Here is a 24,324-nt window from a genome sequence, read left to right on the forward strand (position 1 = left end):
CGCCCCCAATCGACGAGCGGTATGGATCCGTACTGTCGTCTTGACGAACGGCCGTCGGCGACTGCCGCCGGTGCCGTTTCGAGTCACCGCTCCGTCGCCGACTCTCGGGCACTCGAAAGCGTTTCAGCGACCCGATCCCAGTGGCTGCCACGCCAGAAGTACTGTCCGCAGTCCCGACAGCGCCACACCTCGCGGTCGGCCGGGTCGGGTGCGTACGCCGGCGTCGACGCCGTCGAAGCGACCGCCTCGAGCGGGCCGTTGCACCGCCCACAGAACTCGGGAGCGACCGCCAGCGAGAGATCGACTCCCGCGGCGGCGAGCGCCGCGAGCCCCGTCTCGACTTCGCGTGACTCGAGCAGGATCGAGTCCTCGGCACGGCCGGCGAGGTCGACGTCACGCGTGACGACCGTCCGATCCTCGTCCCGGGCGACGGCGAGCAGGTCGTCGTCGGCCTCGAGCCCGCGATCCCCGGCGTAGACGGTATCGTGGTTGCACATTCGCAGATAGGAGACGAGCCCGCCACACATGACGTCGACGAGGAGGCGCATCGGGATCGTGGTCGGTACCGAGGTCAGTGCAGGAACTCCCGAAGGGTCGCGAGCTCCCAGGTGTTGATCACGTCGCCCGGTTCGGCCCAGCCGCGCCGCGCCGTGTGGACGCCCCAGCGCATGTACTCGAGCGTCGACGGCTGGTGGGCATCGGTATTGATCGCGATTGGCGCACCCGCCTCGCGGGCGGCCTGGACGGCGCTCCCCCAGAGATCCAGCCGACGGGGGTTGGAGTTGACCTCGAGGGCGGTGTCGTGTTCGGCGGCGGCCGCCCCGAGCGCGGTCGCGTCGAACTCGAGCCCGGAGCGTTCGTTGAGCAGGCGGCCGCTGGGGTGGCCCAGTACGTCGATCGCCGGGTTCTCGATCGCGTGGACGAGCCGATCCGTCGCGGTCTCTGCGTCCTGTCCGAGCGCGCTGTGGGTCGACGCGACGACCACGTCCAGTGCCTCGATCACCGCCTCGGAAAGGTCGATCTCGCCCGCGGCGTCGACGTTGGCTTCGATTCCGGCGAAGACCTCGATCTCGGCTTCCTCGCCCACCGCGTGGATCTCCTGGACCTGCTCGAGGATCTCGGCGTCGGAGAGCCCCATGCCGCCGACGATACCGGGACCCTCCGCGTGGTCGGCGATTCCGAAATAGTCGTAGCCCCGGTCGGCGGCGGCCTCGACCATCGCCTCGATCGTCGTGTTGCCGTCGGACCACTCGGTGTGGGTGTGGAGGTCGCCGCGGACGTCCTCGCGCGTGAGGAGGTCGGGGAGTTCGCGGTTTTCGGCGGCGTCGATCTCGCCGCGGTCTTCCCGAAGCTCCGGGGGAATCCACGGGAGTCCGAGCGCCTCGTACATTCCCGCCTCGGTCTCGCCCGCGACGCGGTCGCCGACGCGCTGGCCCGTCTCCGCATCCGCGACCTCGCTCACGTCGAACGCGCCGTACTCGTTTAGTTTCATCCCGCGATCGATCGCGTAGTTGCGCAGGCTGACGTTGTGATCCTTGCTCCCCGTGAAGTACTGCAACGCGGAGCCAAATTCCTCGGGGACGACCACCCGCAGGTCCACGCGACTCTCGCCGACGCGGACGCTTGCCTTCTCGGGGCCGGACTCGATCTCGTCGTCGACCGAGTCCCACGCGACGAACCGATCGACGACCGCCTCGCGATCGTCGGTCGCCGCGAGGACGTCGACGTCGCCGATCGTCTCGCGCCACCGCCGGATCGAGCCCGCGACCTCACACCGGTCGACGTCGTCGAGGGACTCGAGGAAGGCGAGCACGTCGTCGGCGAGCGGTCGCGCCTCGCCGAGCAACTGGCGCTGGCCGACGGTACGGGCGAACTCGAGGTTGTCGCGGATGTTTTCCTCGGTCTTGGGGCCGAACCCCTTCACGTCCCGGATCTCGCCGGCCTCGGCCGCGTCCTCGAGGTCGTCTAAGGTCTGCACGCCGAGTTCGCGGTAGAGCTTGCCCGCGGTCTTGGGGCCGACGCCCTCGATCCGCGTGATGTCGGCGATGTCGATGGGGAGGTCGGTGCGGAGTTCCTCGAGTTCCTCGATCCCGCCGGTCTCGACGTACTCGACGATCTTCGAGGCGATGGCGTCGCCCACGCCGTCGATGTTCTCGATGGCGTCACGGTCACCGGCCTCGATCCGGTCGGCGATCGGCGACGGATACGATCGGATGTTCTCGGCCGCGCGACGGTACGCGCGGGGCTTGTACTCGACGTCGTCCGCCTCGAGCAGGTCGGCGAACTCCTCGAAGCGGGCGGCGAGTTCGGCGTTGGTCGTCATCGCCCCCTCCGTGCGCTGGCGTCGTCCTCCTGGCCCAGCGCCTTCTTCAGGAAGGACATCCAGCGTTTGCGATCCTGTGCCTGCTGGACCTGCTGTTCGCGTTCCAAGTCCGTCGGCCCCAGGTTCTCGAGGGCGTTCAGCGCTCGATCGATCCCGATGATGCTCCCGGCGAGTTCCTCGCCTTTCTCGCGACTGATCGTCCCCTCCTCGATCCGCTCGAGTCGCTCGAGGCGCTCCCGGCGTAGGTTCCGCTTGGCCTGCTCGACGCGCTCGCGTTCGCCGGCGGGCACCGTCTCGCGGCGCTTGATCTCGAAGACGAACGTCCGGAGATCGATCTCCTCGCCTTGAATCTCGATCGTCTCCGGGATGTCCGCGCCGACGGTCGCACCCTCGCGCTCGACGCGCTCGAGCAGTTGCTTGCGCTCGTACTCCTGCACACTCGAGTGTGGGGGACGGGGAGGCAAAAATGTACAGTCCGCGCGCGGATCGACCAGCCAGCAACGGCGCTTACCGGCGTTGACCGACAGCGGTCGTCTGAACGACGGCGGAAAAATCCCAAATCCCTTAGCGACGCCGAACATACTCCTGCTCAATGGCCAAGTGCGACGTGTGTGGGAAGGACGAAAACATGCCGTACAACTGTCGGCATTGCGGTGGGACCTACTGTGGCGACCACCGACTCCCCGAGAACCACGACTGTTCGGGGTTGCAAAACTGGAACGATCCCCAGGGCGTCTTCGACAGCGGCTTCGACGATAGCGTCAACGGCGGGGGACAGTCGCGGGTCTCGAGTCTCGCCGACAAAGTGCCGATCAATACCGGCACCGGTGGGCCGTTAGCGTACTTCCGTGGGAACGCGACCTACACGTTCCTCGCGTTGATGTGGCTCACGTTCCTCGCCCAATGGCTCGTGCTGTTGATCGGCAGTCAGTCTCTCCACCGGTCGCTGTTTATGCTGACGTCGTGGAACGTCGAGTACGTCTGGACGTGGATCACGTCGATCTTCGCCCACAGCCCGGTCAATTTCATGCACATCGTCGGGAACAGCATCGTGATATTCTTCTTCGGGCCGCTCGTCGAGCGGTACGTCGGCTCGCGGAACTTCGCGATCCTCTTCATCGTCAGCGGTGTCCTCGCCGGGCTCGGTCAGGTCGGTATCACGGTCGCACAAGGGAGTTCGACTGCCGTCCTCGGTGCCAGCGGCGCGGCCCTCGCCATCCTGGGCGTCTTGACGATCCTGAACCCCGGACTCAAGGTGTACCTGTACTTCATTCTCCCGGTTCCGATCTGGCTGCTGACCGCCGGCTATGCCTTTATTAGCGTCTTCTTCCTCGGATTCGGTGGCGGTGGCAATATCGCACACATGGCCCACCTCGTCGGGCTCGTGATCGGCCTCGCCTACGGCCAGTACGTCAAGCAAAACCGCAACGTCAGCGCGCCGAACCGCCTCGAGTTCGGCGGTGGCGGGCCCGGCGGCCCCGGTGGTCCCGGCGGACCGGGCGGCCCCGGACGCGGCCGATTCTGATCCCCACCGGCGGTCTCCCCACACGACCCCGCAACTGATTTTCGCTCGGCGTCTACCACCCCCATACAGATGCACGATCCCCGCCCCGATCTCGCACCCGACGCCGATCTCTCGCGCGCGGAGATGGAGGCCCTCCAGCGCGAGATCGCCGACGCCGCCGTCTTCGAGGACGACGTTTCGTTCGACCCGACGACTCTTTCCAATCCGCTCGAGGCGACCGCGAGCGGGGCTGAACCGCCGGTCGTCGTCGGCGTCGACCAGTCGTTTCTCGAGAACGAGGCGGGGGAACAGGACCGCGCCCTGAGCGCCGTCGTCGCGACGTGCGGCGGCGAGGTGATCGAGCGCGTCTCCGCTATAACGCCCCTCGAGATCCCCTACATCCCCGGCCTCCTTTCCTTTCGCGAAGGGACGCCGATCCTCGCAGCGCTCGCGAAGCTGTCGGTCGATCCCGACCTGCTCCTGTTCGACGGCAGCGGTCGGATTCACTTCCGGCAGGCCGGCATCGCGACGCACATCGGCGTGGTCAGGGATGTCCCCAGCATCGGCGTCGCCAAGAGTCTGCTCTGTGGAACCCCGGTCGAAGCCGTCGACGAGCTGCCGGAAGGAACGAAAATCGCGATCGAATCGAACGCGCGAGTCGATGCACCCGACGGAACCCTGCTTGGCTACGCCGTCCAGACGCGCCAGTACGACTCTCCCAATCAGTACATCAATCCCCTCTACGTCAGCCCGGGCCACCGCGTCGGCCCCGAGACGGCAGCCGATATCGTCCTCGCGCTCGCCTCGTCGTACAAACTCCCGGAGCCGGTTCGACTCGCGGATCGGTACGCCGACGACGCCAAACCCGGTCTCGACGGGTAGCCCTCGGGGGTCGTGGTCGGAGACGCTATCCCATAACGGAAACGAGCGTCGCACCGACCACCACGACGAGCGCGGCGGCGGTGACACGCCAGGTCACGCGCTCGAGCTGGCGCGGGAGAAAGAGCACGGAGAGGACGACGACGAGCAGCGGCGTGAGCTGTAACAGCGGCATGACGAGGACGACGGGCGCGACTGCAAGCGCCGCGAAGTACGCGAGGAAGGCGACGGTAGTCGAGACGCCGCCTGCGACGTACCACGCGGTGGACGAACTACGAACGGGGCCGGTGGCGAGCGATCCGGTCCAGCCCAGGTAGCCGACGAAGCCGATCGTTGCGGTCGTCGCCATGACGCCGAGCCCGGGGAGGATCGGCGTTCCCTCGGCGAGGCCGATCGAGACGAAGATCGGTTCGATACCGATACAGACGGCGGCGGCCAGGGGCAACACCAACATCGCGCCGGTTTCGCGCAGCGACTGGTCGGGACTCGTCGTCGCGGCCGTTTCCCAGGAGACGACCGCGATCCCGGCGACGATCAATACGATTCCCGCGAAGTGGCCGGCCGTCAGTCGCTCCTCGAGGATGACGACGGCGAAGACCGTCGCGAAGAGGGCGTTCGAGGCGATCACCGGCGAGGTGAGGCTCGCGCCGAGCGCTTCGATGCTCGTGAACATCAACACTCGAGCGACGAGCATGCCGGCGATACCTGCGGCTGCGAACGAGATCGCCGAGAGCGGCGTGAAAAGCGCCGCGTAGGGCGGCGCGTGCAACACGAACGCGGCCGGGACGACGAGGATCACGTGACAGAGCAGTACGACGAGGACCGCGTCGGCGACCGTCCCCTCGTCGGTTCCGAGCCGAATGCACAGGAACTGGCCCGCGAACCCGACGGCAGCGACGGTCGCCAGGAGAACGCCGAGCAACGCGTCCGGAACCGGGAGGGACATACGTTTTAATGCCGCTCGCGGCTGATAACGGCTCTGAAACCGTCCCCCCTGTCGGACCGTTCCGAAGCGTGCGCCGATCTCGTTCGAATCCGAACAGTACGATCGGCGCGACAAACCGTCGATACTTAGGTATCGTCTCTCGAACCGATCACGTATGGCCACCGCTGAGGACGTCGAAGGGACAGCCGATGACGGGCTGGACGGAACCGTCGTCGAAGACGAACGCGATCGCGACGCCACCACGACGGTCGAGAGCGACCGCTACACGCGAAAGCAATCGGTGCTCATTACGGGTTGTTCGTCGGGTATCGGCCGCGCGACCGCCCGTGCCTTCCTCGAGGAGGAGTGGCAGGTGTTCGCGACGGCACGAAACGTCGACGATATCGAAGCCCTCGAGGAGGCCGGCTGTGAGACGCTCGCGCTCGACGTCACCGACCCCGAGGAGGTCGCACGGGCGGTCGAGGAAACGGTCGATATCGCCGGTGCGATCGACTGCGTCGTCAACAACGCCGGCTACGCCCAGATGGGTGCGCTCGAGGACATCGCGACGGTCGATCTCCACCGACAGTTCGACGTCAACGTCTACGGTCCCCACCGACTGACCCGTGCGGCGTTGCCGCATATGCGCGCTCAGGGCGAGGGCCGGATCGTCAACGTCTCGAGCGTCGCCGGCCGGATCTCCCTTCCCGGCTCGGGCGCGTACTCGGGCTCGAAACACGCTCTCGAGGCGATGAGCGACTCGCTGCGGACGGAAGTCGACGAGTTCGGTATCGACGTCGTCCTCGTCGAACCCGGTCCGGTCGAGACGGGGTTCACCGAGCGCGTCGACGAGGAACTCCCCGACGAGGAACGAACGCCCGCCTACGAGTCGCTGTACGAACTCTACGACGACGCCCAGCTGATCGGCGGCGGGAGCGGCGGTCCCTTTGCCTCCGAACCGGACGACGTCGCCGATGCGATCCTCGAGTCGGCCACCGCCCGCGATCCGCCGGCGCGGTATCCGGTCGGCCCGTTCGCCCAGTACGGGCTGTACGCCCGGTATCTGCCCGATCGGCTGCGCGATTCGGTCTACGGGCTGTTGCGAAAACTGGTCTGAGCCAGGGTGTAGGCTCTTCGACCGATCATCGGTCGAGTTCGTCGTATCGCTCGGCCGCGGATTCGAACCCCAGTTCCGATCGTTCCTGGCTCCGCCGCTCCTCGAGTGCCGCGATCGCGTCGGGATCCGGCGGTGCATCGTCGGTGATCCGCGCCCACGAGTTGTGGACTTTCGCGTGGCACCATCGACAGAGGTAGATCGTGATCTCGTGGGACAGCGTCTCACCGTCGCGTTCGTAGGAGAGGTGGTGCTCCTCGAGCAGCGGCCGCTCGTCGTCGTGGGCCATCCGCTTTTCGGCGAGGCCACAGCGAACGCACTCCCGGTCGCGGTTGCGCGAGCGGAAGTGGGGACAGTCGGCCCACGACCAGTCGGTTTCGGGGTCGACGACGGGACACGCGTAGTCGTCGTCCGCGCGTTCGCTGGCGAACTGTGGGTCCTGTTGGTAGTGTTCGAAGGCGTATCGGCACTGGCCCTCGCCGGTGAGATGGTCACAGAGGCCCGCGAACTCGTAGGGGTCGTCGACGCCGACTGGGGTTCCCTGTGGCGTTTTCTCCATACCTGGTTCGGGTTCGAGCCGGACGGAATTGAATGCTCCGAGCACGCCGCACATCGCGACCGCCGACTCGTCTCCCATCCACGGCACTCGAGTGATAAAACAAATATATTTGCTGGCTGAACGTTGTGTATGACCGGATCGAAACCGATCGAACTCGCTGCGATCGTCGTCGCCGGCTGGATCGTCCTCGAGTTCGCGTTCCGTCGTGGACTCGTTTCGGCTGCTGGGTCGGTCGGAATCGACCCGCTGCTGGCTGATTTTCTGGTTCTCGCGATCGGATTCCCGCTTATCGCGGCGATCCTCAGCTGGTACGCACTTCGGCAGGGACAACCCCGCGAATCGTGGGACTGGAACTGGAACCTGCGGGCCCTCGGAGTGGGCGTCCTCGCTGCGGTCGTCGGGTACGGGTTGTCCGTTGGCGCTGGGCAGCTCGATACGGCGCTGTTCGGCCTCGGAGACGCAAGTGGGGCTCTCGGCGAGAGCCTGACGGACGCGTTCGAAGCCACACCTGCGCTCGCGCTCCTCTTTCTCGTCGGGAACGGAATCGTCGTTCCAATCTCGGAGGAGCAAGTCTGGCGGGGAATCGTTCAGACGGAACTCGTCGACGACTGGGGTGTTCCCGTGGGCATCGGGGTAACGGCGGTCCTCTTCGCCCTCAAACACGTGCTCGTCGATCTGTCGGTGATCCGGCTGACGACGTTGCTGACGCTCGGACTCGTCTTCGGTGTCGTCCGTCACCGATGGGGCACTGCGAGCAGTACGGTGACGCACGTTCTGATCAACACCGTCTCCTCGGCCAGTCTCGTCGCCGTGGCGCTTCTCTGAGCGCGGATCGCAGGCGGCCATGCCGGTCCGTCGTCGACGAGTCGGGCCAGCCACAAGCGAGAACGTTTTTGATCTCGCCGGGCGGACTCGAGGGCGTGCAACTCGTCCACGAACCCGCTACGGATGGCGATTCAGGTGCCCAACGGGGCCACGAGACGCTGGCATCGACCGTCGACACCGCGGATTCGATCGTGAGTCAGACGCGGGGACTCATGTTTCGTCGCTCCCTGCCGGACGAGTACGCGTTGGCCTTCCGGTTCGACTCGACCGGAACCCGCGACCTACATACCCTGTTCGTGTTCGTCCCCATCGACGCGGTCTGGGTCGTCGACGGCGTCGTCCAGCGCGTCGAAACCCTTCGGCCGTGGCGGGGATTCGCCCGCGAGAAGGCCGACCTGATCGTCGAACTTCCCGCCGGCACCGCGGCTGACGTCGAACCCGGCGATCGACTGCGTCTCGAGGACGGCTGATACCGTCGACGACCCGACTCGAGTCGCATCACGATACCGGAGCGCGTGATTCGGAACCGGCGGTTTTAAGAGAGCGTGATACATTGTACCGAGATACAATGGCACGCCAGACGCCATCTGACGAGGATAGAGGAAGTCGGGGCGACCCGGCTGGGCGTGAAATTCTCCGACGAACGTAACCGCAGTAACCGCAATTCACCACTCTTGCCTGTAACTCACTCCCCCGAACAGACGATCGCATCGGATCGGACAGTGCGCCTTCTCGACACGACGCTTCGTGACGGCGAACAAGCGCCGGGTGTCTCGCTGTCACCCGACGAAAAGGTCGAGATCGCTCGGTCGCTCGAGCGTGCCGGCGTCTCCGTCATCGAGGCCGGCAGCGCCTGTACGGGCGCGGGTGAGCGGCAGGCGATCTCGCGGGTAACCGACCTCGATCTCGACGCCCGCGTCACGAGCTTCTGTCGCGGGATGAAAGGCGACATCGACCTCGCGCTCGAGTGTGACGTCGACGGGGTCCACATCGTGGTACCCTCCAGCGACCGCCACATCGAAGGGAAGGTCGGTACCTCCCGCGAGGACAACCTCGAGCGAACCGCCGAACTCGTCGCCTATGCCAAAGACCACGACCTCTGGGTCGAGGTCATCGGCGAGGACGGCTCGCGGGCCGACATCGACTACCTCGAGGAGTTGGCCGAAACGTCCCTCGAGGCGGGCGCGGATCGGTTCTGTTTCGCCGATACAGTCGGCCACACGGGGCCCGAACACACCCACGAGGCGGTCTCCCGGCTCGCCGAAATCGGGCCGGTCAGTGCCCACACGCACGACGATCTCGGGCTGGGCGTAACCAACGCGCTCGCGGCCGTCTCGGCGGGGGCCGACCTCGTCCACTGTACGGTCGACGGGCTCGGCGAACGCGCCGGCAACGTCGCCTTGGAGGAGGTCGCGATCGCACTTTCTCACGTCTACGACCTCGAGACGCTCGATCTCGAGGAGCTGTACGAACTCGCCCAGACCGTCTCTCGGGCGACCGGCGTCCAGCTCCCGCCGAACAAGGCGGTCATCGGCGAGAACGCCTTCACTCACGAGAGCGGGATCCACACCGACGGGACGCTCAAAGACGACAAGATGTACGAACCCTACGCGCCCGAAACCGTCGGCCGCGAGCGTCGACTCGCACTGGGCAAACACACCGGGCGGGCGGGCGTCAAAGCGACGCTCGAGGAACACGGCGTCGAAGCCGACGACGACGAGATCGCGGCGATCGCCGACCGGGTGACCGAACTCGGCGACCGTGGCCGCAGAGTGACGGACGCCGATCTGCTGGCCATCGCCGAGGACGTCACCGGCGAGGATCGCGATCGCGTCGTCGACCTGCTCGATCTCACCGCGACCAGCGGGGGTGCCGTCCCCACTGCGAGCATCCGGCTGGCCGTCGACGGCGAGGAACGCGTCGCCAGCGGGACCGGCTCGGGCCCCGTCGACGCCGCCGTCTCCGCCGTCCGCGAGGCGCTGGGGGCGATGGCCGACGCCGAACTCGAGTCCTACCACGTCGACGCGGTCACGGGCGGCACCGACGCCGTCGTCACCGTCGAGGTGACGATGGGTCGCAACGACCGCTCGGTGACGGTCGCCCGCAGCGAGGCCGACATCACTCGCGCGAGCGTCACGGCGATGGTCGACGCGCTCGATCGACTGCTCGCGGCCGACCAGCAACCGCTCGCGCCGGCCGACGACTGAGGGCGACGGTCTAACGGCTCGATTTTCGAAGAACGCTGTCGTGCCGTCGGTCAGACTTGTCCGTGTTCGTCCCGTTCCACCCGTCGACTGCAGGTCGGCGGGGAGCAGACCGCCGGATTCGATCCCCCAGTCGGGCGTGGACTGCCACTAGCCCTGTCGGAAGGGGTCGGTAACGACGTTCCACGGATCGAACACGTAGACGGCTGCGAGGAACAAGGCCATGACGACGACGAACAGCCGCATTGCTGCGCCGACCGACGTCGGAATACCCGGCTCGAGCGTCGTCGCCATCACCGCGGCGACGCCGATCCAGATACTCCCTGCGATGAGTCGTTGACGGAACTCCATACCGATCGTTCGACTCGAGAGATATGAAAACCGTCGATAGCCGACTGCGAGCCGCCGTCGGAGTGGTGGCCGTACTCGCGGACGCTGGGCGGACCGGGGGTGGCGATTGGTATCCCGTCCGACGGTGAGACGGCGTAGACAGGTCGGTGGTGCTACTCGTCCCGGAGCCCGAGACCGACGGTTTCATCGTCGAGGACGTTCTGCCGCCGATCGACCATCCCGACGTCTTCGTAGGACGTCGGTCCGGGAACCTGGTGGGCTTCGGGACCCGGCGCGTTTCCGAGATAGGTGACGTTGGGATTCGTGCCGATGTCCGCGAGGAGTTCGAACTCCTCTTCGGGCGCGTCGACGTAATCCTCGAGTCGTTCCTGGGCGACGTCTTCCCGATCGGAGATGTCGATGTCCTGGCTCGGTCCCTCGAACCCCTCGACCGTCAGCCCGAGGCGGGAGAGGACGTTCTCGCTCTCGAGGTCGACTCCACTCCCTTCGATCGCGCTCACGACCGAGAGCACCGTCTCCTCTTTCTCCGGGAGGCTATCTCCTGGTGGCGCGTCCTGCTCGTAGTCCGTCTGCGTGATTTTGACGGCTGTCGCGAGGGCGATCAAGGTTTCCGTGAGATCGTCGACGGCATCGATGACTGCGTCCAGATTCGGGTCGACGCCCTCGAGCGACGATTCGACCGAATTCGGCGACGGGAGCGCCGTAAACAGATTGATCACCGTTCGCGTCCTGGCCGGATTGTTCTCGTATCGCTGGGGATCGCTCGCGGGGTTGTTTTTGTCGCCGAACTGGATCACGTTCGGCGGGCAGGCCTGTTCACAGGCAGTCGTTCCGATCAGTTCCTCACCCGCGTTGCCGTCCTGACGGGCCGGATCGAAGACGCACTTCGACATGACGCCGCGTGGGGCCCGCCGGCTGACCGGCCGTCCACGCTCGTCGTAGATCCCCTCTGGCTCGAGTTCCGACCGGTCGACGTCCGGGTCGTCCCACTGAAAGTAGTTGACCCCGTAGGGGCAGGCGACCTGGCAGTACCGACAGCCGATACAGACCTCGTAGTCGGTCAACACGAGGCCGCCCTCGTCGCGAGTATGGCGGGCCGTCGTCGGACACACTTTTTCACACGGTGCGTCGGTACAGTGCTGGCACGGTCGGACGAGGTAGTTGAAGTCGTGAACGCTCTCGAAATCGTCAGGCTCGGGCGACTCGACGTTGCCGTCCTCGAAGGCCAGGACGTACATCCAGTTCGCTCCCTCGTCCCAGTTGTGTTCCTGATTACAGGCGGTCACACAGGAGAGACAGCCGTCGCAGTGCTCGAGGTCGATCGTCATCCCCCACTGGGTTCCCTCGTCTGCACCCTCGACTTCCCCTGCCTCCTCGACGGCGGGCTCTGGCTCCGGTTCCTGCTGATCGACCGCACCCCATCCGAGACTCGCGAATCCCACACCGGCTCCCGCCTTTTTGAGCATTTCGCGACGGGACTCCTCGCCACGGGCGAGCCCTAGGAGCGTCGATCCGATCCCCTCCGCCTCGCTCTCGGCGTCGTCCGGACTGGCGATCGGGCGTTCGTCCTCGCCGAACTCCGCCATCACGTCGTCGTGATACTTCTCGTGGAACTCCTCCTCCGAGAGCTCCCCTTTCGTGACCCGCATGGCGTCTTTCCCCATCTCCATCCCGAGTTCCGTATCGTACTCCGTCTCGTCGAGCAACTCCTCGAGATCGTCCTGCCACGCCCCACCGAGCGGGTGAAACGGCTCCTCGTCTGCCGGCGGCTCGTCGTCCGAATTCATCGCCCCCACCGGTTCCCGCCTGCTGTTTCTCGAGTGGCGATCATGGTGACTCGTGTCTCCAACGCTATGACAAGTATTTGCATAGAGGTCCGGCTTGCGAATGATGGGAGCGCGGACGGACCGGCCGGGGCCTCAGTCGTCCCGATCACGAGGGCGATACGACGGAACCAGTAGCCTCGCTGACAGGAGCCGTCGTCCATCGACGGTGAAAGACAGCCGCATCCGCGAGTCCGTCGGACAACTCGCCCGTACAGGGATCGGCGACCGATCGACGGATCGATGGTTCCCAGGGGACTGGAGAACTCGGTCAACATAAGTACCGGCCGTCCTAACCCCCGACAGAACGCCCGTGTCGTACGATAATCACACACCAACCTCGAGGCTTCGGTCGGTGATCGATCGGGTCGGCTTTCCACACCTGCTGACCGCAACGCTCGCGCTGGTCGCCGCGACGATCCTGCTGGGGATCGCGGCGAAGGCGACGGGATCCGGGCTGGCCTGTGAGGCCAACTGGCCCCAGTGTGACGCCGGTCCGTACAACCTGTTGCCGGGGAGTCTCCCGAGTTTCTACGAGTGGTTCCACCGGTTCGTCGCGATGTTCGCCGGCTTCGCCATCATCGGCTCCGCGCTCGCAGCCTGGCGGCTCCCCGACGTCAACCGGCGGGTGGCCGGATTGCTCGTCCTCGGGATGGTCCTGACGCCGGTGCAGGTCGCTCTCGGCCGCGAAACCGTCCAGCAGTACACGATCGACATCCTCTCGTTGCACTTCTGGACGGCCGTGCTCATCTTTACGCTGTTCCTCGTCGCCACCGTGCTGGTCTGGGCACCGCGACTGACTGGAACACACGTCATCGGGGCGCTCGCGCTCGGAATCGTAGCACTGCCCGCACACGTCGTGTTGAGTCCGGTCATCGGCGCCGAAATCTCGAACTATTCGCCGACGATGCAGATGACCCAGTACGGCGTGACGCTCGTCCTGTTGGGAGCAGCCATCGTCGCCGCGATGGTCGGCCGGCGTCGGTTTACCGGCCGCGTCCTCGCCCCGCTGTTCGCGGCACCACCGCTCGTGGTCGGCGTCCTCTTTTTCGGCCGGCAGGCGATCAATCCCGCACTCGAGACGCCGTATCTCGTCGCTGCGGCCGCACTCTTCGTCACGTTCGTCGCCGGGATCGTCCTCGCTCGCGGTGCCGATGCCACGCGTGACGCGGATACTCCGCTCTCGCCATAATCGGTCCTCGTTGGTCGGCGGTGATTCTCCGTTCGGGCTCCTGAATCGGTCTCAGCCGACGGCCACGACGACCGCGGTCCCGGCGAATACGGCCCCGATGCCGCCCCCCAACAGCCCGTAGTTGGCGATGGGATTCGCTGCCGTCGTCACGCCGGCGGAGTAGCGACGACGGGAAAGCGGCCAGAACGGGCGGACTCCCATCGGCGTCAGCGCGTCGACGAGGAGGTGGGAGCCGATCGAAACGACCCCAACGAGGAAGGCGAACGCGACGAAGCCGGCATCCGCGAACGCCGAGGATGCGTCGACCAGAACGGCAGTCAGGCCGGCGATTCCGACACCGACGAGCAACGCGAACAGGATCGTGTGGGTCGGACCGCGGTGATCGATCAGTGGCACCCGGTGATCGTAGTCGGGACTCGTCGAGAGGGCGACACAGACGAGGCCGCCGACGATCGCGACCTCCACGTGTCCCCACAGCGAGGCGATGGTGCCAAGCGGCGCGTACGCCAGGAGCGCACCACCGTAGTGTCCAACCTGATACACACGCAACAAGATAGGACAGCTGACATATAAATACTCCGCCATCGAACTCGCGACGGAGAGTACGCCCGCCCTTCGAGCCGGCCGCCGGGACCGGTGGGGTTTTGATCGCCGGTCACCTCATCCCGGCCGTGCAAACCGTCACCGACAGGACGAGTAACCCGTTCGGACTCCGACCGCCGTTCGACCGTTCCGATCCCGACGATCGGACGGCCGCGTTCGGCTACGGTGACGCCAACGCCGACTTCCACGTCATCGGCGACCACCCCGGCGTTCACGGGGGCGCATCGACGGGCGTTCCGTTTACCGAACGCGAGGACGGACTCGCGGTCCAGGATGTCCTTCGGGAGGTCGGTTTCGCGGGCGGGCCGTGGGACGCCCCCACCCTCGAGAACTGCTTCTGGAGTTACCTCCACATGTGTACGCTCCCGGACGGGCGGGCACCGACGGACGAGGAGTACGCCGACCTCGAGCGCTTTTTCGACGCCGAGCTTCGCGCGATCAACGCTCACGTTCTCCTGCCGGTCGGGGCGCGTGCAACCGACCACGTCCTCCGGGAGTATACGACCCAGCGCCACCGAATCGACCTCGAGATGGAGTCGCTGCACGCCCGCGACGTTCGCGGCCGTGGCTTCCTGGTCGTTCCGATCAACGCGCCCGTCGAGTGGGTCGAGGGCGACCGCGAGGCGATCGTCTCCCGGCTCGAGGCGCTGCTCGCGAGCGATTACCGACAGACGAAAGGCGTCGCGACGACGGTCGGCTGAGGGCGATCAGTTCCCCGTCTCTTTCGGTGCGAAGACGACCAGCGCCGTACTGTCCTCGACCGCGTACGGTGAGACGTCCTGATCGCCGTCGAACCGAACGATGTCCCCCGGCTCGAGATCGTAGACGTCGTCACCGAGGGTCAACTCGACGGCACCGTCCAAAACGTGCAAGACGACGTTGGACTCCGGATGGCGATGTTTCGGGACCCGCTCGTCCGCTGTGAGCTGCAATCGAACGGTTCGTGGCGTTCGTTCCTCGAATACCTCGGCGTGAGGGGCCTTCTCGAGATCCTCGAGCGACGTGCGTTCGGGCATGGTCGACTCGAGACGGCCCGCGGAGTTGTAGCTGGGGACGAAGACGTTCGGCCCTCTTCGCCGGAAACGGCTCGGAGCGAGCGAAAACCGGACCGAGTCACGGGACCGATAGGGAGAGAACTGACTTCCGATAGCGGTCGTGACTGTCTCCATCATTAACGTATAGGTGTCTGGAAATGAAAGGTCAGGACAGCCTGATGACTCCGACACCCACCCGTCGACGACTGCTTACCCGCGGCGGTGTTGCGTTGCTCGCAGGGGTTGCGGGGTGTCTCACGAAGTCGTCGGATGGGGACCCCGAGACCGATGAGGGCCCCCATGCGGCGTCCGGGACGGCCGATAGCGCGTATACGACCGTCTATTCCGAGACGATCGACTCGGTCGTGATGGTTCGACTGGAGAACGGCCGGGGAACTGGATTCGTCTTCAACGACACGCACGTCGTCACGAACGCCCACGTCGTCGGTCGCTCGTCCGCGGCCGACGTCCGATTCAACGACGGCAGTTGGCGGTCGGGAACCGTCGCCGGGCGGGACCCGCACAGCGACCTGGCCGTGATCTCGGTCGACGACGTCCCGTCGGCCGCGAGCCCGCTCCCGTTCGTCGACGACCAACCCAGCATCGGACGGGAAGTGGTCGCGATCGGAAACCCCTTCGACCTCGAAGGAACGGTCACGACCGGGATCATCAGCGGGATCGATCGATCGATCCCGGCACCGACCGGTTACACCATCCCGGACGCGGTCCAGACCGACGCCGCGGTCAATCCAGGCAACAGCGGCGGCCCGCTGATGACACTCGAGGGCCGCGTCGCAGCAGTCATCAACTCCGGGGGCGGGGACAACATCGCCTTTGGCATCTCCGCGGCGCTGACCGAACGGGTCGTCCCGGCACTCATCGAAACGGGGCGCTACGAACACGCCTACATCGGCATCTCGTTTACCGAGGTGACGCCCGACGTCGCGGCGGCAAACGACCTCGAGGAATCGGAGGGACTGCTCGTCGCCGACGTCGTCACCGGCGGGCCGGCGGACGGCTGGATCAAGCCCAGTGACGACGTTCGCTATACGACTGCAGGACGGATCCCGATCGGCGGAGACGTGATCCTCGCCATCGACGGGCAGGAACTGACGACCGAGGAGGAGCTGGGCAGTTACCTCGCACTCGAGACTCGGCCGGGCGATACCGTCGATCTGCGGGTCACCCGTGAGGGATCCGAACGGACCGTCTCGCTCGAGTTGGGCTCTCGACCCGCGCGACGCGGGCTGTTCGGGTGAGGCGATTCCGTCACAGTCGAAACCATCGGCGATGGGGCGACCCCTCGATCCTCGCCCGGAACCATTTAAATACCTGCCGAGAACATGTTCTCGGGGAATCCCGGTTCCCGAGAACGGGATTGCCCCGTTATACGTCGGTCGTTTTTAGGTCCAGTTGTTATGAGCGATCGTATCGGTGCACCCGGACTGGGGCTATCGCGACGCGAATTCGTTGCTGCGACCGGCGGCGTGGCGGCACTGACTGGCATGGCCGGCTGTACGAGTCGGGGTGCCCAGCCGAGCGCCGAATCCACGGAGCCGTCCGAGGGGGGGACTGAGCCCTCGGGCCCAGCCCTCCCGTGGACGAGCGCCCCGGAGGTCGTACAGGTCGACGAGCAGGGCGGCAGCGTGACGCTGCAGTCGGTGACGGCCCAACACGCCGTCCATCCGATGGACTCGATGGGGGGTCCCGTGGAACTCCCGCGAGTCTGGGCGTTCAAGGCCGACGACGGGAAGCCGAGCGTTCCCGGACCGATCCTCCGGACGACCGAGGGCAACGACATCGAAGTGACCCTCGACAACACCGGGAACGACCACCCGCACACGCTACACTTCCACGGCGCACAGAAGACCTGGGAGAACGACGGCGTGCCAACGACGACCGGTATTCGGGTCGACCCCGGCGAGAAACACACCTACACGATTCCGGCGAACGTCCCGGGGACGCATCTGTATCACTGCCACTACCAGACCCATCGCCACATCGACATGGGGATGTACGGAATCTTCCGCGTCGATCCGAAGGGGTACGAGCCCGCGGACAAGGAGTACTTCTTCACCCTGAAGGACTGGGACTCGCGGGTCAACCGGCAGATAGCCGGCGAAGACGTCGACTACAGTCCCCGCAATCGCAACCCGGACGTGTTCACGATCAACGGCAAGAGCCTCCCGCGGACGCTCCATCCCGAGGAGGGCTCCCCGATCATCGTCGACCACGGCGACACCGTTCGCCTCCACATGGTCAACGCTGGCTACATGTCCCACCCGATGCACACGCACAATCACCGGTTCCGGCTCGTCGAGAAAGACGGCGGGCAGGTTCCCGAGGCCGCCCAGTACGAACAGGACGTCACCAATATCGCGCCCGCGGAACGCCACACCGTCGAGTTCGAGGCCAACGCCGACCCCGGCATCTACCTCATGCACTGCCACAAGGTCAACCACGCGATGAACGGGGACTCCTATCCCGGCGGCATGGTCAACGGCATCGTCTACCGGGACGCGATGGATACCGAGGTCTTCGCCGACCTCATGGAGTACGCGGGCTACGAATCCTAAAACCTCGAGGAAGAGCGTCCCCGGCCCGTCTCGAACCGCCGAGCCGTTCGCGCGGCGCGGATTTCAGGGTCGTCCTTCGGTACGAACGTCCGAACCGCTCGTTGCTGGTTGCACGTCCGCGAGTCGTCGGCGTCCGGTCGCGGTAATCTCGTAGCGGCGACAGCCGACCGAACGGATGCCGCCATCCTCACGGAGGCGATCACAGGCCCCCTCGACCGTGACCGGATGTTCGTCTATCCGCGCGGCGAGATCGACGGCGTAGCGGGGCTCCCCATCGGCCAGCGCCTCGAGGACGGTCCGCTCGAGTTGTCTCCGGGACATCTATCGATCACGGGCCTCCCCGTAGGCGTCCAGTAACTCCCGGTATCGGTTCCGGACGGTCACCGAACTCACGCCGGTTTCTTCGCCGATCGTTTCCTGCGTCAGTCGGTCGTTCGTGAGCCGCGCAGCACCGTAGATCGCCGACGCTGCGAGCCCGGCCGGACTCCGCCCGCTGTGGAGGCCCCGGTGCTTGGCCGCCTCGAGGATCTCTCGTGCGACCCGCTCCGCGTCGTCGCTGATCTCGAGTTCGGAGGCGTACTGCGGGAGGTAGTGGACGGGATCGGCGGGCTCGATTTGGAGGCCGAGTTCCGTCGAGAGATAGCGATACGCCCGTTGAACGGGGAGCTTTTCGACGCGACTCACCGATTCGAACGCGACCAGCGTCCGTGGGGTGCCGTGCTGTCTGGCGGCCGCGTACAGACAGGCAGTCGCAATGGCCTCGATCGAACGACCCGGTAACAGCCCGTCGTCGACGGCACGGCGATAGAGGACGCCGGCCGTCTCGCGACAGGGCTCCGGCAGTCCCAGCGCCGACGCCATGCGTTCGATCTCGCCGAAGGCCTGTTTCAGGTTCCGTTCCGCGGCGTTTTTCGACGTGAATCGCTCGTTCCACGTCCGTAACCGCTGGAGTTGCTTGCGCTTTCGTCCGGAGAGTTGATTCCCGTAGGCGTCCTCGTTTTGCCAGCCGATCGTCGTACTGAGCCCCTTGTCGTGTCGGAGCGTCGATACCGGTGGCCCGACCCGTCGTCCGTCTTCGTCGTCGAGGGTGCGCCACTCGGGGCCGTAATCGATCGCATCCGCGTCGAGTACGAGTCCACACTCCGTACACGTTCGCTCGCCGTGTTCTTCGTCGTGGTCGACCGTACCCGCACACTCCGGACACTCCGACGCCCGTCGTTCGCGGTCCGTGTCGCGCTCTCCGTTCCGGGCCAGTCCGTCGGCAGTCGTATCGACGATCGTCTGAGTCATTGATCTGTGATCGCCGGAGTCTCTGCTCCGGTCGTGTGTGTTGTCTTCTCTTGGAATGGAGGGAACGGACAGTATCAACGACCGGCGGATTCCCAGCGCGTGGGAACGGGTATCGATGCCCGTTGTCCGGTTGTACGCTCGATGGGCTCGAGAGGGGGAACGTTTATTCGCGCGCGGACGACAGCACAGACAGATGGATGGCGATGGGGACCGAACCGAGCGCGGCGACGAGGTAACTGTCGAGGCGGACGACGACCGCGTCGAACTCGGTCTGTCGCTCCTCGCCCACCTCGAGCACGAATCGCTCCCGCTCGCCGACGCCGTCGACCGGATCGAGACGGTGACGACCGATCTGACGGTGACGCGGACGATCCTCGATCAGGCGGCGCTCCGCGGGATCATCGAGCGCGACGACGGGGTCGTCCGCCCGACGAGCCGCCAGTACGTCCGCTTCGAGCAGGACGTCGTCACGAAAGACGGGGAGTTCACCTGTCGTCGCTGTGGCTCCGGACTCTCGACGGGACACTTCATCAGGTTCGAGGTGGGAGAACTCGGCCCCTTCGGCTCCTCGTGTATCCGAAAGGTAACCGGCCGAGACGACTAACGTCGATACTGGAGCGACGACGCGTCGCTCACGTCACTACCGACCCTGTCGGAGTTCCACGATCAGCTGCTCGATCGTCTGTTGTTGTCGCTCGATGACCTCGCTTTGCCGTTCGACTGCCGTCTCGAGGGCCTCGAGTCGCTCGAGGAGTTCGGGATCGGGTTGGGTCGTGGTGGCAGGAGCGGCGTCGACGGCGTCGGCGACGGCGTTGGCAGCGGCCGACTGATCCGTTTCGGTCGCTTCCTCGAAGACCGATCCGGTCTCGACCTCCGTGGCCTCGGTCGGACTCGTTCGATCGGTCGTCTGCTCGTCGGTCGTCGCCGTCCCTCGAGTCGATGACTGCGATGACTGGCCGTCGGCTCCCGTCGTCGCCGCTTCCGTCGCGGACACGCCGTCACTTCCGCCACCGGCAACTGGATCGGTCGAGTCCTGGCTCCCTGTCTCCCTTACCGCTTCACTGGTGACGTCGTGATCGTCGGGTTCGGGTGGATCAGCATCGAGGGGATCCACGCCGCCGCCGAAGTCGACCGAGCCGCCACTGTCGGCGTCTTCCTCGTCGCTCTCGCCGATCCGCTCGTTGAGTTCCTCGAGCGAGCCGACGTCGTGATAGTCGAACAGCGCCCGCTGAAGCCGTTCCCGGAGATCGTTCGCTTCCTCGTTGGGGGCCTTGATCCGCTGGGGGCGGCCGTTGGCGATGAGGACGATCTGGGTCGCGACGCTGCCGTCCTCGAAGGAGAGGCTGGTAATATCGTCGAAGTGATACTCCTCGAAGTCGCTGTCCCAGACCGCGTTACCGATGTGTTTGACGAGCCGATCGCTCGTGATGATCAGCGTCAGTTCGCTAAAGCGGTAGGTCTTGACGACGGTTTCGCCGGGGTCGGTGATCCCGTTCCCGTTTAACACGCCGGCGAGGACGGGATGGAGGACGTCGTCGGTTTTGCTTCCGGGAACGGTGATCGTCCGCTCACCGTCGAGGGGATACTCGAGGGTGAACTTGGTTTTGCGTCGGCCCTCCGAGATGGTCAATCGGTCGGCGTCGTGAGGGTATTCGTCGGCCGATTCGTCGCTCAGGAGTCCGTCGGCGCGGTAGACGATCGTTCTCGTGGGGGTGATGAAGAGCTCGTCATCGCTGCCAAGAGAGACCCGCGCCGCGATCTCCTCGCCATCGAGAGTAGAGGTGACGATACCGGGAACGCTCATGCCCCGCAGTTCGTAATACCGTGTGATAAATCCGTGGGTCCACGTTGCACGGCGACTTCGAATACAAAGGTTAAAGAAACACACCGCACTACCCGTAACCGAGCCCGGGTGGCTTAGCTGGACATAGCGCCGCACTCATAGGGTTCAGAGATTCGGTGCGGTTTCGCCTTGGAAGCCTCCGTGTCCCTCGAGGACTGCCGAGCCTCGAACCTGGGACATGCGGAGATCGAGGGTTCGGAGCCCTCCCCGGGCACTCATCAAATTCTTTACATGCCCACGTAAGAACCCCCTATCAAGGACGTGGGCACTCCGTTTCTGCTCAGTTAGCTCCTGGAGCGGATGAACCACATCCTGCGATAGAGACCTCAACAGGGGGTGTCGCAGCGTGAGTTCCGCCACCGACGGGTTCGGCCCGTTCTGCGGAGCGCTCGGCTGCACAGACAATGCCGACGCTGTCATCGACCACCCGAAGCACGGTGAGCTGACGGTCTGCAACGAGTGCGCGACGGGCTACGTGGTGATCCGCCGTGTCTAAAGATGAGCCCGACGTCCGCCCGGAGGACGCCCTCCAGGTCGCCCAACGGGCACTCTCGAAGGTCAACGACCTCGAGAGGGATCTCGGATATCTCCGCGAAGAGTACGACGATCTCACCGACGACGTGACGGCTCTCGAGTTACGGCTATCCGAAATCGACGACGAGCGCCCGTACGATGGACTGACGCTCAACGAGAAGATTGGGAAGGTTCGCGAACACGCCTTCCGTCGCGCCAGCGATGGTCACGGGAAGGCCGCACTGGACTACAACGACATCATGTGGAGTGTTTTCGACGGCGAACCCGGCGCAAAACACTGCTACAAGCTGATGCGGAAGGCTGCGGAGGCCCGTGGCTTCGAGGTCGGCAAACAGGACGGGAGCAAGAAACTGCTCGTCGATGCCGCTGAGGCAAAACGCGGTGCGGCGTTTTTTCCCGAGAACAAAACTGCCTCAGAGGGGGTGAACTGAAGATGGGTATTTTCCAGCGAGGAGTTCCACCTCCCTAAATCTCGCTGTAATCGGATGCAAGTGTAGTTGTGTAAGCAACTGTCGACTACCTGAGGGTCCGCCGAATCCGACGCCGTCCGACGCCGTCGTTGTCGGACGAAACCGGCTGATTCGGTTTTGTTCTCAGGAAAAAGACCGCGGCCACGATCGATCCCATGTCACAATCACAGCCGAAGGCGGAATCGAGCAAAGACCTCGTCGACGAGCTCGGGGACTTCCTCCGAGCGTACTACGACGATCGAGAATCTGGGCGCACCCAGATCAAGGAGCTCGCCCAGAAGTACCCGAACGAACAGCGCTCGCTCCAGATCAACTACGACGACATCTACCGGTCTGATCCGAATCTGGCCGACGACGTCCTCGAGCAACCCGAGCAGATGCGGCGGTACTTCGAGGAGGCGCTGCGGCTCTACGATCTCCCGATCGACGTGAGTCTCGGGCAAGCCCACGCACGCATCTACAACCTCCCGGAAGAGTACACGTTCTACCCTGGTGGGTTCTCCCCGTCGAAGCACCTCGGGGACTACCGCGGGATCCGCGGGGAGATCACGAAGACCTCCGATGTCTACCCCAAGATCGAGGAAGCAGCGTTCGAGTGCCAGCTCTGCAGCACCCTCAACCGGGTCCCCCAGTCCGATGGAAGCTTCCAAGAACCACACGAGTGCAAGGGTTGCGAGCGGCAGGGCCCCTTCCGTGTGAACTTCGACCAGTCAGAGTTCGTCGACGCGCAGAAACTGCGGATCAAGGTGCCGCCGGAGCTCGCCGACGGTGCCGGCCAGAAGATCGACGCGTTCGTCGAGGACGATATTGCCGGTGATGTCACCGTCGGCGACCGGGTTGTCGTCTCGGGGATTATCCACTTCGAGCAGGAGACCGAGGGCTCGAAGAAACAGCCGAAGTTCGACCCCTACCTCGAGGGGCACCATATCGAGATCGAACAGACCGATCAGCAAGATCTCGACGTTACGGACACCGAGCGAAAACGCATCCGCGACCTCGCGAACGGTGCCGAGGGATCCCCACTCGACGTGGGCGCGCAGTCTCTTTCGACGAAGATCTACGGCTACGACCTCGAGAAGAAAGCCCTCATCCTCGCGATGGTTTCGGGCGGCCAGATTCAGTACGCCGACGGCGACACCGACCGGTCGACGCTGAACGTCTTCTTGATCGGTGATCCCGGAACCGGCAAGTCGAAGCTGATCGACAGGGCCGAATCCATCGGCTGGCGGACCGTCGGTGTGACGAGCCGGCGAGCATCTGGCCCTGGCCTCACCGTCACTGCCGAACAGGACGACTTCGGCGACGGGGAATGGTCCCTGAAAGCCGGTGCGTTCGTGAAAGCGAACGGTGGGACGGTCTGCATCGACGAACTCGACGACATGGACCCCGACGTCCGGGCGCACATGCTCGAGCCGATGTCGAAGCAGAAGATCAACGCGACGATCGCCGGCGAGCAGGCGACGTTCGAAACACAGGCCTCGGTGATCGCTGCAGGGAACCCGAAACACGGGCGGTTCGATCCGTACGAACCCATCCCGGAACAGTTCGACTTTCGGTCGGACCTACTGTCCCGCTTCGACCTGATCTTCACCGTCCAGGACCAGCCTGATGAGGACGATGACCGCGAGCTGGCCGACCACGTCCTTGACGCACGCGATGCTGCAAAGCGGGATAGTGAGGTCGCCGACACAGACGAGGACGCTGCCGACCCGATCGTCGACGCGGAACTCTTCCGCAAGTGGATCGCCGTTGCGAAGCAACAGTCGGCACCGCCATTCGAGAGCGAGGCGGTCAAAGAGCAGTTGCGGGACAGCTTCCTTGAGATCCGGCGGCTGTACGATGTCAGCGACAACTCGCCGGTCCCGGTCACCTTCCGCGACCTCGAGGCGTTAGTCCGGATCGCCGAGGCCGCTGCGAAGTTCGAACTCTCGGATACCATCACCGAACGTCACGCACAGATCGCGACCGAGATGGCCGGCCGATCTATGCAAGATGTTGGCAAGAACGAGGACGGCGAGTTCGACGCCGACGTCGTCGAGACCGGCCAGTCAAAGAGTCAAAAAGAGCGTCGAAAGGTGCTCGCGTCGACGATCAACGAACTCGAGGACGAGTACAACGGTGGTGTTCCGCGCGATCGCGTGATCGAGGCCATGACTGAGGATGACGACCGCTGGAGTGCCGATCGGCTCCACTCGGACATGAACAAGATGCTTGACGATGGTGTCGCGATCGAACCCCAGACTGACCATATCCGCTACCTCGGGAGGGCGTGATC

Annotated in this window: 26 protein-coding genes and 1 tRNA gene; 15 read left to right on the top strand and 12 right to left on the bottom strand. The window is 65.1% G+C overall.

Going from position 1 to position 24,324, the window contains the following annotated elements:
- Positions 1-83: 83 nt before the first annotated feature.
- From CP557_RS01205 to CP557_RS01215, 3 genes are read right to left on the bottom strand one after another with little or no spacing between them, the layout of a single operon-like run.
- Complete coding sequence (locus CP557_RS01205; protein ID WP_097378226.1) at positions 84-548, bottom strand: DUF5615 family PIN-like protein; 465 nt, start codon at positions 546-548, stop codon at positions 84-86.
- A 23-nt stretch (positions 549-571) separates the two neighbouring features.
- The gene (gene polX, locus CP557_RS01210) at positions 572-2,323 is read right to left on the bottom strand and encodes a DNA polymerase/3'-5' exonuclease PolX (protein WP_097378227.1); all 1,752 of its coding nucleotides are present in this window, start codon (positions 2,321-2,323) and stop codon (positions 572-574) included.
- Entirely contained in the window at positions 2,320-2,760 is a 441-nt protein-coding gene (locus CP557_RS01215) for a DUF5788 family protein (protein ID WP_097378228.1), read from the bottom strand. The genes polX and CP557_RS01215 overlap by 4 nt, the downstream gene beginning before the upstream one ends.
- A gap of 155 nt (positions 2,761-2,915) precedes the next feature.
- On the opposite strand from CP557_RS01215, the gene CP557_RS01220 reads away from it, so the two are divergent.
- Positions 2,916-3,848, top strand: coding sequence for a rhomboid family intramembrane serine protease (locus CP557_RS01220; RefSeq protein ID WP_097378229.1), 933 nt, complete (start codon positions 2,916-2,918; stop codon positions 3,846-3,848).
- A 69-nt stretch (positions 3,849-3,917) separates the two neighbouring features.
- The gene (locus CP557_RS01225; RefSeq protein WP_097378230.1) at positions 3,918-4,709 is read left to right on the top strand and encodes an endonuclease V; all 792 of its coding nucleotides are present in this window, start codon (positions 3,918-3,920) and stop codon (positions 4,707-4,709) included.
- Positions 4,710-4,734: 25 nt separating this feature from the next.
- Here CP557_RS01225 and CP557_RS01230 read toward each other — a convergent pair whose 3' ends face one another.
- Positions 4,735-5,652, bottom strand: a complete 918-nt coding sequence (locus CP557_RS01230; protein ID WP_097378231.1) for a DMT family transporter — start codon at positions 5,650-5,652, stop codon at positions 4,735-4,737.
- A gap of 154 nt (positions 5,653-5,806) precedes the next feature.
- On the opposite strand from CP557_RS01230, the gene CP557_RS01235 reads away from it, so the two are divergent.
- Positions 5,807-6,748 (top strand): SDR family oxidoreductase, encoded by a 942-nt coding sequence (locus CP557_RS01235; RefSeq protein WP_097378232.1) that lies wholly within the window; start codon positions 5,807-5,809, stop codon positions 6,746-6,748.
- A gap of 25 nt (positions 6,749-6,773) precedes the next feature.
- Here CP557_RS01235 and CP557_RS01240 read toward each other — a convergent pair whose 3' ends face one another.
- Positions 6,774-7,304 (bottom strand): DUF7097 family protein, encoded by a 531-nt coding sequence (locus CP557_RS01240; RefSeq protein WP_097381477.1) that lies wholly within the window; start codon positions 7,302-7,304, stop codon positions 6,774-6,776.
- Between the two features lie 129 nt (positions 7,305-7,433).
- On the opposite strand from CP557_RS01240, the gene CP557_RS01245 reads away from it, so the two are divergent.
- The 3 genes from CP557_RS01245 to CP557_RS01255 all read left to right on the top strand — a co-directional run bounded on the left by CP557_RS01245 (position 7,434) and on the right by CP557_RS01255 (position 10,336).
- Positions 7,434-8,129: a CPBP family intramembrane glutamic endopeptidase gene (locus tag CP557_RS01245; protein ID WP_097378233.1), complete on the top strand. Its 696-nt coding sequence runs from the start codon at positions 7,434-7,436 to the stop codon at positions 8,127-8,129.
- A 95-nt stretch (positions 8,130-8,224) separates the two neighbouring features.
- Positions 8,225-8,599 (top strand): DUF192 domain-containing protein, encoded by a 375-nt coding sequence (locus tag CP557_RS01250; protein ID WP_097381478.1) that lies wholly within the window; start codon positions 8,225-8,227, stop codon positions 8,597-8,599.
- Between the two features lie 204 nt (positions 8,600-8,803).
- Positions 8,804-10,336 carry a (R)-citramalate synthase gene (locus tag CP557_RS01255; protein WP_097378234.1) on the top strand — a complete coding sequence of 511 codons (1,533 nt, stop codon included), beginning with the start codon at positions 8,804-8,806 and terminating at the stop codon, positions 10,334-10,336.
- A 147-nt stretch (positions 10,337-10,483) separates the two neighbouring features.
- On the opposite strand, the gene CP557_RS01260 is transcribed toward CP557_RS01255, so the two are convergent.
- Both CP557_RS01260 and CP557_RS01265 read right to left on the bottom strand, forming a co-directional pair.
- Entirely contained in the window at positions 10,484-10,684 is a 201-nt protein-coding gene (locus CP557_RS01260; protein WP_097378235.1) for a hypothetical protein, read from the bottom strand.
- A 152-nt stretch (positions 10,685-10,836) separates the two neighbouring features.
- Entirely contained in the window at positions 10,837-12,471 is a 1,635-nt protein-coding gene (locus CP557_RS01265; RefSeq protein ID WP_097378236.1) for a 4Fe-4S ferredoxin N-terminal domain-containing protein, read from the bottom strand.
- Between the two features lie 349 nt (positions 12,472-12,820).
- On the opposite strand from CP557_RS01265, the gene CP557_RS01270 reads away from it, so the two are divergent.
- The gene (locus CP557_RS01270; protein ID WP_097378237.1) at positions 12,821-13,699 is read left to right on the top strand and encodes a COX15/CtaA family protein; all 879 of its coding nucleotides are present in this window, start codon (positions 12,821-12,823) and stop codon (positions 13,697-13,699) included.
- Positions 13,700-13,750: 51 nt separating this feature from the next.
- On the opposite strand, the gene CP557_RS01275 is transcribed toward CP557_RS01270, so the two are convergent.
- Positions 13,751-14,242: a metal-dependent hydrolase gene (locus tag CP557_RS01275; RefSeq protein WP_097381479.1), complete on the bottom strand. Its 492-nt coding sequence runs from the start codon at positions 14,240-14,242 to the stop codon at positions 13,751-13,753.
- A gap of 128 nt (positions 14,243-14,370) precedes the next feature.
- On the opposite strand from CP557_RS01275, the gene CP557_RS01280 reads away from it, so the two are divergent.
- Complete coding sequence (locus CP557_RS01280) at positions 14,371-15,003, top strand: uracil-DNA glycosylase family protein (protein ID WP_097381480.1); 633 nt, start codon at positions 14,371-14,373, stop codon at positions 15,001-15,003.
- Positions 15,004-15,009: 6 nt separating this feature from the next.
- Here the strand turns inward: CP557_RS01280 and CP557_RS01285 are convergent, their stop codons facing one another.
- Complete coding sequence (locus tag CP557_RS01285) at positions 15,010-15,318, bottom strand: cupin domain-containing protein (RefSeq protein WP_097381481.1); 309 nt, start codon at positions 15,316-15,318, stop codon at positions 15,010-15,012.
- 197 nt (positions 15,319-15,515) lie between these two features.
- Between CP557_RS01285 and CP557_RS01290 the strand changes: the two genes are divergently transcribed.
- Together CP557_RS01290 and CP557_RS01295 are read left to right on the top strand one after the other, a co-directional pair.
- Positions 15,516-16,595 (top strand): S1C family serine protease, encoded by a 1,080-nt coding sequence (locus tag CP557_RS01290; RefSeq protein WP_097381482.1) that lies wholly within the window; start codon positions 15,516-15,518, stop codon positions 16,593-16,595.
- A gap of 159 nt (positions 16,596-16,754) precedes the next feature.
- A complete protein-coding gene (locus CP557_RS01295; RefSeq protein WP_097378238.1) occupies positions 16,755-17,912 on the top strand; it encodes a multicopper oxidase domain-containing protein in 1,158 nt (385 codons plus the stop codon).
- Between the two features lie 63 nt (positions 17,913-17,975).
- Here the strand turns inward: CP557_RS01295 and CP557_RS01300 are convergent, their stop codons facing one another.
- A complete protein-coding gene (locus tag CP557_RS01300) occupies positions 17,976-18,233 on the bottom strand; it encodes a phenylalanine--tRNA ligase subunit alpha (protein WP_097378239.1) in 258 nt (85 codons plus the stop codon).
- On the bottom strand, positions 18,234-19,202 hold the full coding sequence (locus tag CP557_RS01305; protein ID WP_097378240.1) for a transcription initiation factor IIB: 969 nt from the start codon (positions 19,200-19,202) through the stop codon (positions 18,234-18,236). It abuts the gene before it with no gap.
- Between the two features lie 193 nt (positions 19,203-19,395).
- On the opposite strand from CP557_RS01305, the gene CP557_RS01310 reads away from it, so the two are divergent.
- Positions 19,396-19,806 (top strand): DUF5830 family protein, encoded by a 411-nt coding sequence (locus tag CP557_RS01310; RefSeq protein ID WP_097378241.1) that lies wholly within the window; start codon positions 19,396-19,398, stop codon positions 19,804-19,806.
- Positions 19,807-19,842: 36 nt separating this feature from the next.
- Here the strand turns inward: CP557_RS01310 and CP557_RS01315 are convergent, their stop codons facing one another.
- Entirely contained in the window at positions 19,843-21,006 is a 1,164-nt protein-coding gene (locus tag CP557_RS01315; protein ID WP_097378242.1) for a DUF7115 domain-containing protein, read from the bottom strand.
- A 102-nt stretch (positions 21,007-21,108) separates the two neighbouring features.
- On the opposite strand from CP557_RS01315, the gene CP557_RS01320 reads away from it, so the two are divergent.
- The 4 genes from CP557_RS01320 to CP557_RS01330 all read left to right on the top strand — a co-directional run bounded on the left by CP557_RS01320 (position 21,109) and on the right by CP557_RS01330 (position 24,322).
- Positions 21,109-21,259, top strand: a tRNA-Met gene (locus CP557_RS01320).
- A gap of 132 nt (positions 21,260-21,391) precedes the next feature.
- Positions 21,392-21,541 (top strand): hypothetical protein, encoded by a 150-nt coding sequence (locus tag CP557_RS22360; RefSeq protein WP_169924317.1) that lies wholly within the window; start codon positions 21,392-21,394, stop codon positions 21,539-21,541.
- Positions 21,534-22,010: a hypothetical protein gene (locus tag CP557_RS01325; RefSeq protein ID WP_097378243.1), complete on the top strand. Its 477-nt coding sequence runs from the start codon at positions 21,534-21,536 to the stop codon at positions 22,008-22,010. The genes CP557_RS22360 and CP557_RS01325 overlap by 8 nt, the downstream gene beginning before the upstream one ends.
- A 194-nt stretch (positions 22,011-22,204) precedes the next feature.
- Complete coding sequence (locus tag CP557_RS01330; protein WP_097378244.1) at positions 22,205-24,322, top strand: minichromosome maintenance protein MCM; 2,118 nt, start codon at positions 22,205-22,207, stop codon at positions 24,320-24,322.
- The last annotated feature ends 2 nt before the right edge of the window (positions 24,323-24,324 follow it).

Origin of the sequence: Natrinema ejinorense (genome assembly GCF_002494345.1) — an archaeon.
GTDB classification, from domain to species: domain Archaea; phylum Halobacteriota; class Halobacteria; order Halobacteriales; family Natrialbaceae; genus Natrinema; species Natrinema longum.

Coding starts and splice junctions, on each gene's coding strand:
- CP557_RS01205 (WP_097378226.1), bottom strand. CDS start 548: ATGCGCCTCCTCGTCGACGTCATGTGTGGCGGGCTCGTCTCCTATCTG.
- polX (WP_097378227.1), bottom strand. CDS start 2,323: ATGACGACCAACGCCGAACTCGCCGCCCGCTTCGAGGAGTTCGCCGAC.
- CP557_RS01220 (WP_097378229.1), top strand. CDS start 2,916: ATGGCCAAGTGCGACGTGTGTGGGAAGGACGAAAACATGCCGTACAAC.
- CP557_RS01225 (WP_097378230.1), top strand. CDS start 3,918: ATGCACGATCCCCGCCCCGATCTCGCACCCGACGCCGATCTCTCGCGC.
- CP557_RS01230 (WP_097378231.1), bottom strand. CDS start 5,652: ATGTCCCTCCCGGTTCCGGACGCGTTGCTCGGCGTTCTCCTGGCGACC.
- CP557_RS01235 (WP_097378232.1), top strand. CDS start 5,807: ATGGCCACCGCTGAGGACGTCGAAGGGACAGCCGATGACGGGCTGGAC.
- CP557_RS01240 (WP_097381477.1), bottom strand. CDS start 7,304: ATGGAGAAAACGCCACAGGGAACCCCAGTCGGCGTCGACGACCCCTAC.
- CP557_RS01245 (WP_097378233.1), top strand. CDS start 7,434: ATGACCGGATCGAAACCGATCGAACTCGCTGCGATCGTCGTCGCCGGC.
- CP557_RS01260 (WP_097378235.1), bottom strand. CDS start 10,684: ATGGAGTTCCGTCAACGACTCATCGCAGGGAGTATCTGGATCGGCGTC.
- CP557_RS01265 (WP_097378236.1), bottom strand. CDS start 12,471: ATGAATTCGGACGACGAGCCGCCGGCAGACGAGGAGCCGTTTCACCCG.
- CP557_RS01285 (WP_097381481.1), bottom strand. CDS start 15,318: ATGCCCGAACGCACGTCGCTCGAGGATCTCGAGAAGGCCCCTCACGCC.
- CP557_RS01290 (WP_097381482.1), top strand. CDS start 15,516: ATGACTCCGACACCCACCCGTCGACGACTGCTTACCCGCGGCGGTGTT.
- CP557_RS01295 (WP_097378238.1), top strand. CDS start 16,755: ATGAGCGATCGTATCGGTGCACCCGGACTGGGGCTATCGCGACGCGAA.
- CP557_RS01300 (WP_097378239.1), bottom strand. CDS start 18,233: ATGTCCCGGAGACAACTCGAGCGGACCGTCCTCGAGGCGCTGGCCGAT.
- CP557_RS01305 (WP_097378240.1), bottom strand. CDS start 19,202: ATGACTCAGACGATCGTCGATACGACTGCCGACGGACTGGCCCGGAAC.
- CP557_RS01310 (WP_097378241.1), top strand. CDS start 19,396: ATGGATGGCGATGGGGACCGAACCGAGCGCGGCGACGAGGTAACTGTC.
- CP557_RS01315 (WP_097378242.1), bottom strand. CDS start 21,006: ATGAGCGTTCCCGGTATCGTCACCTCTACTCTCGATGGCGAGGAGATC.
- CP557_RS01330 (WP_097378244.1), top strand. CDS start 22,205: ATGTCACAATCACAGCCGAAGGCGGAATCGAGCAAAGACCTCGTCGAC.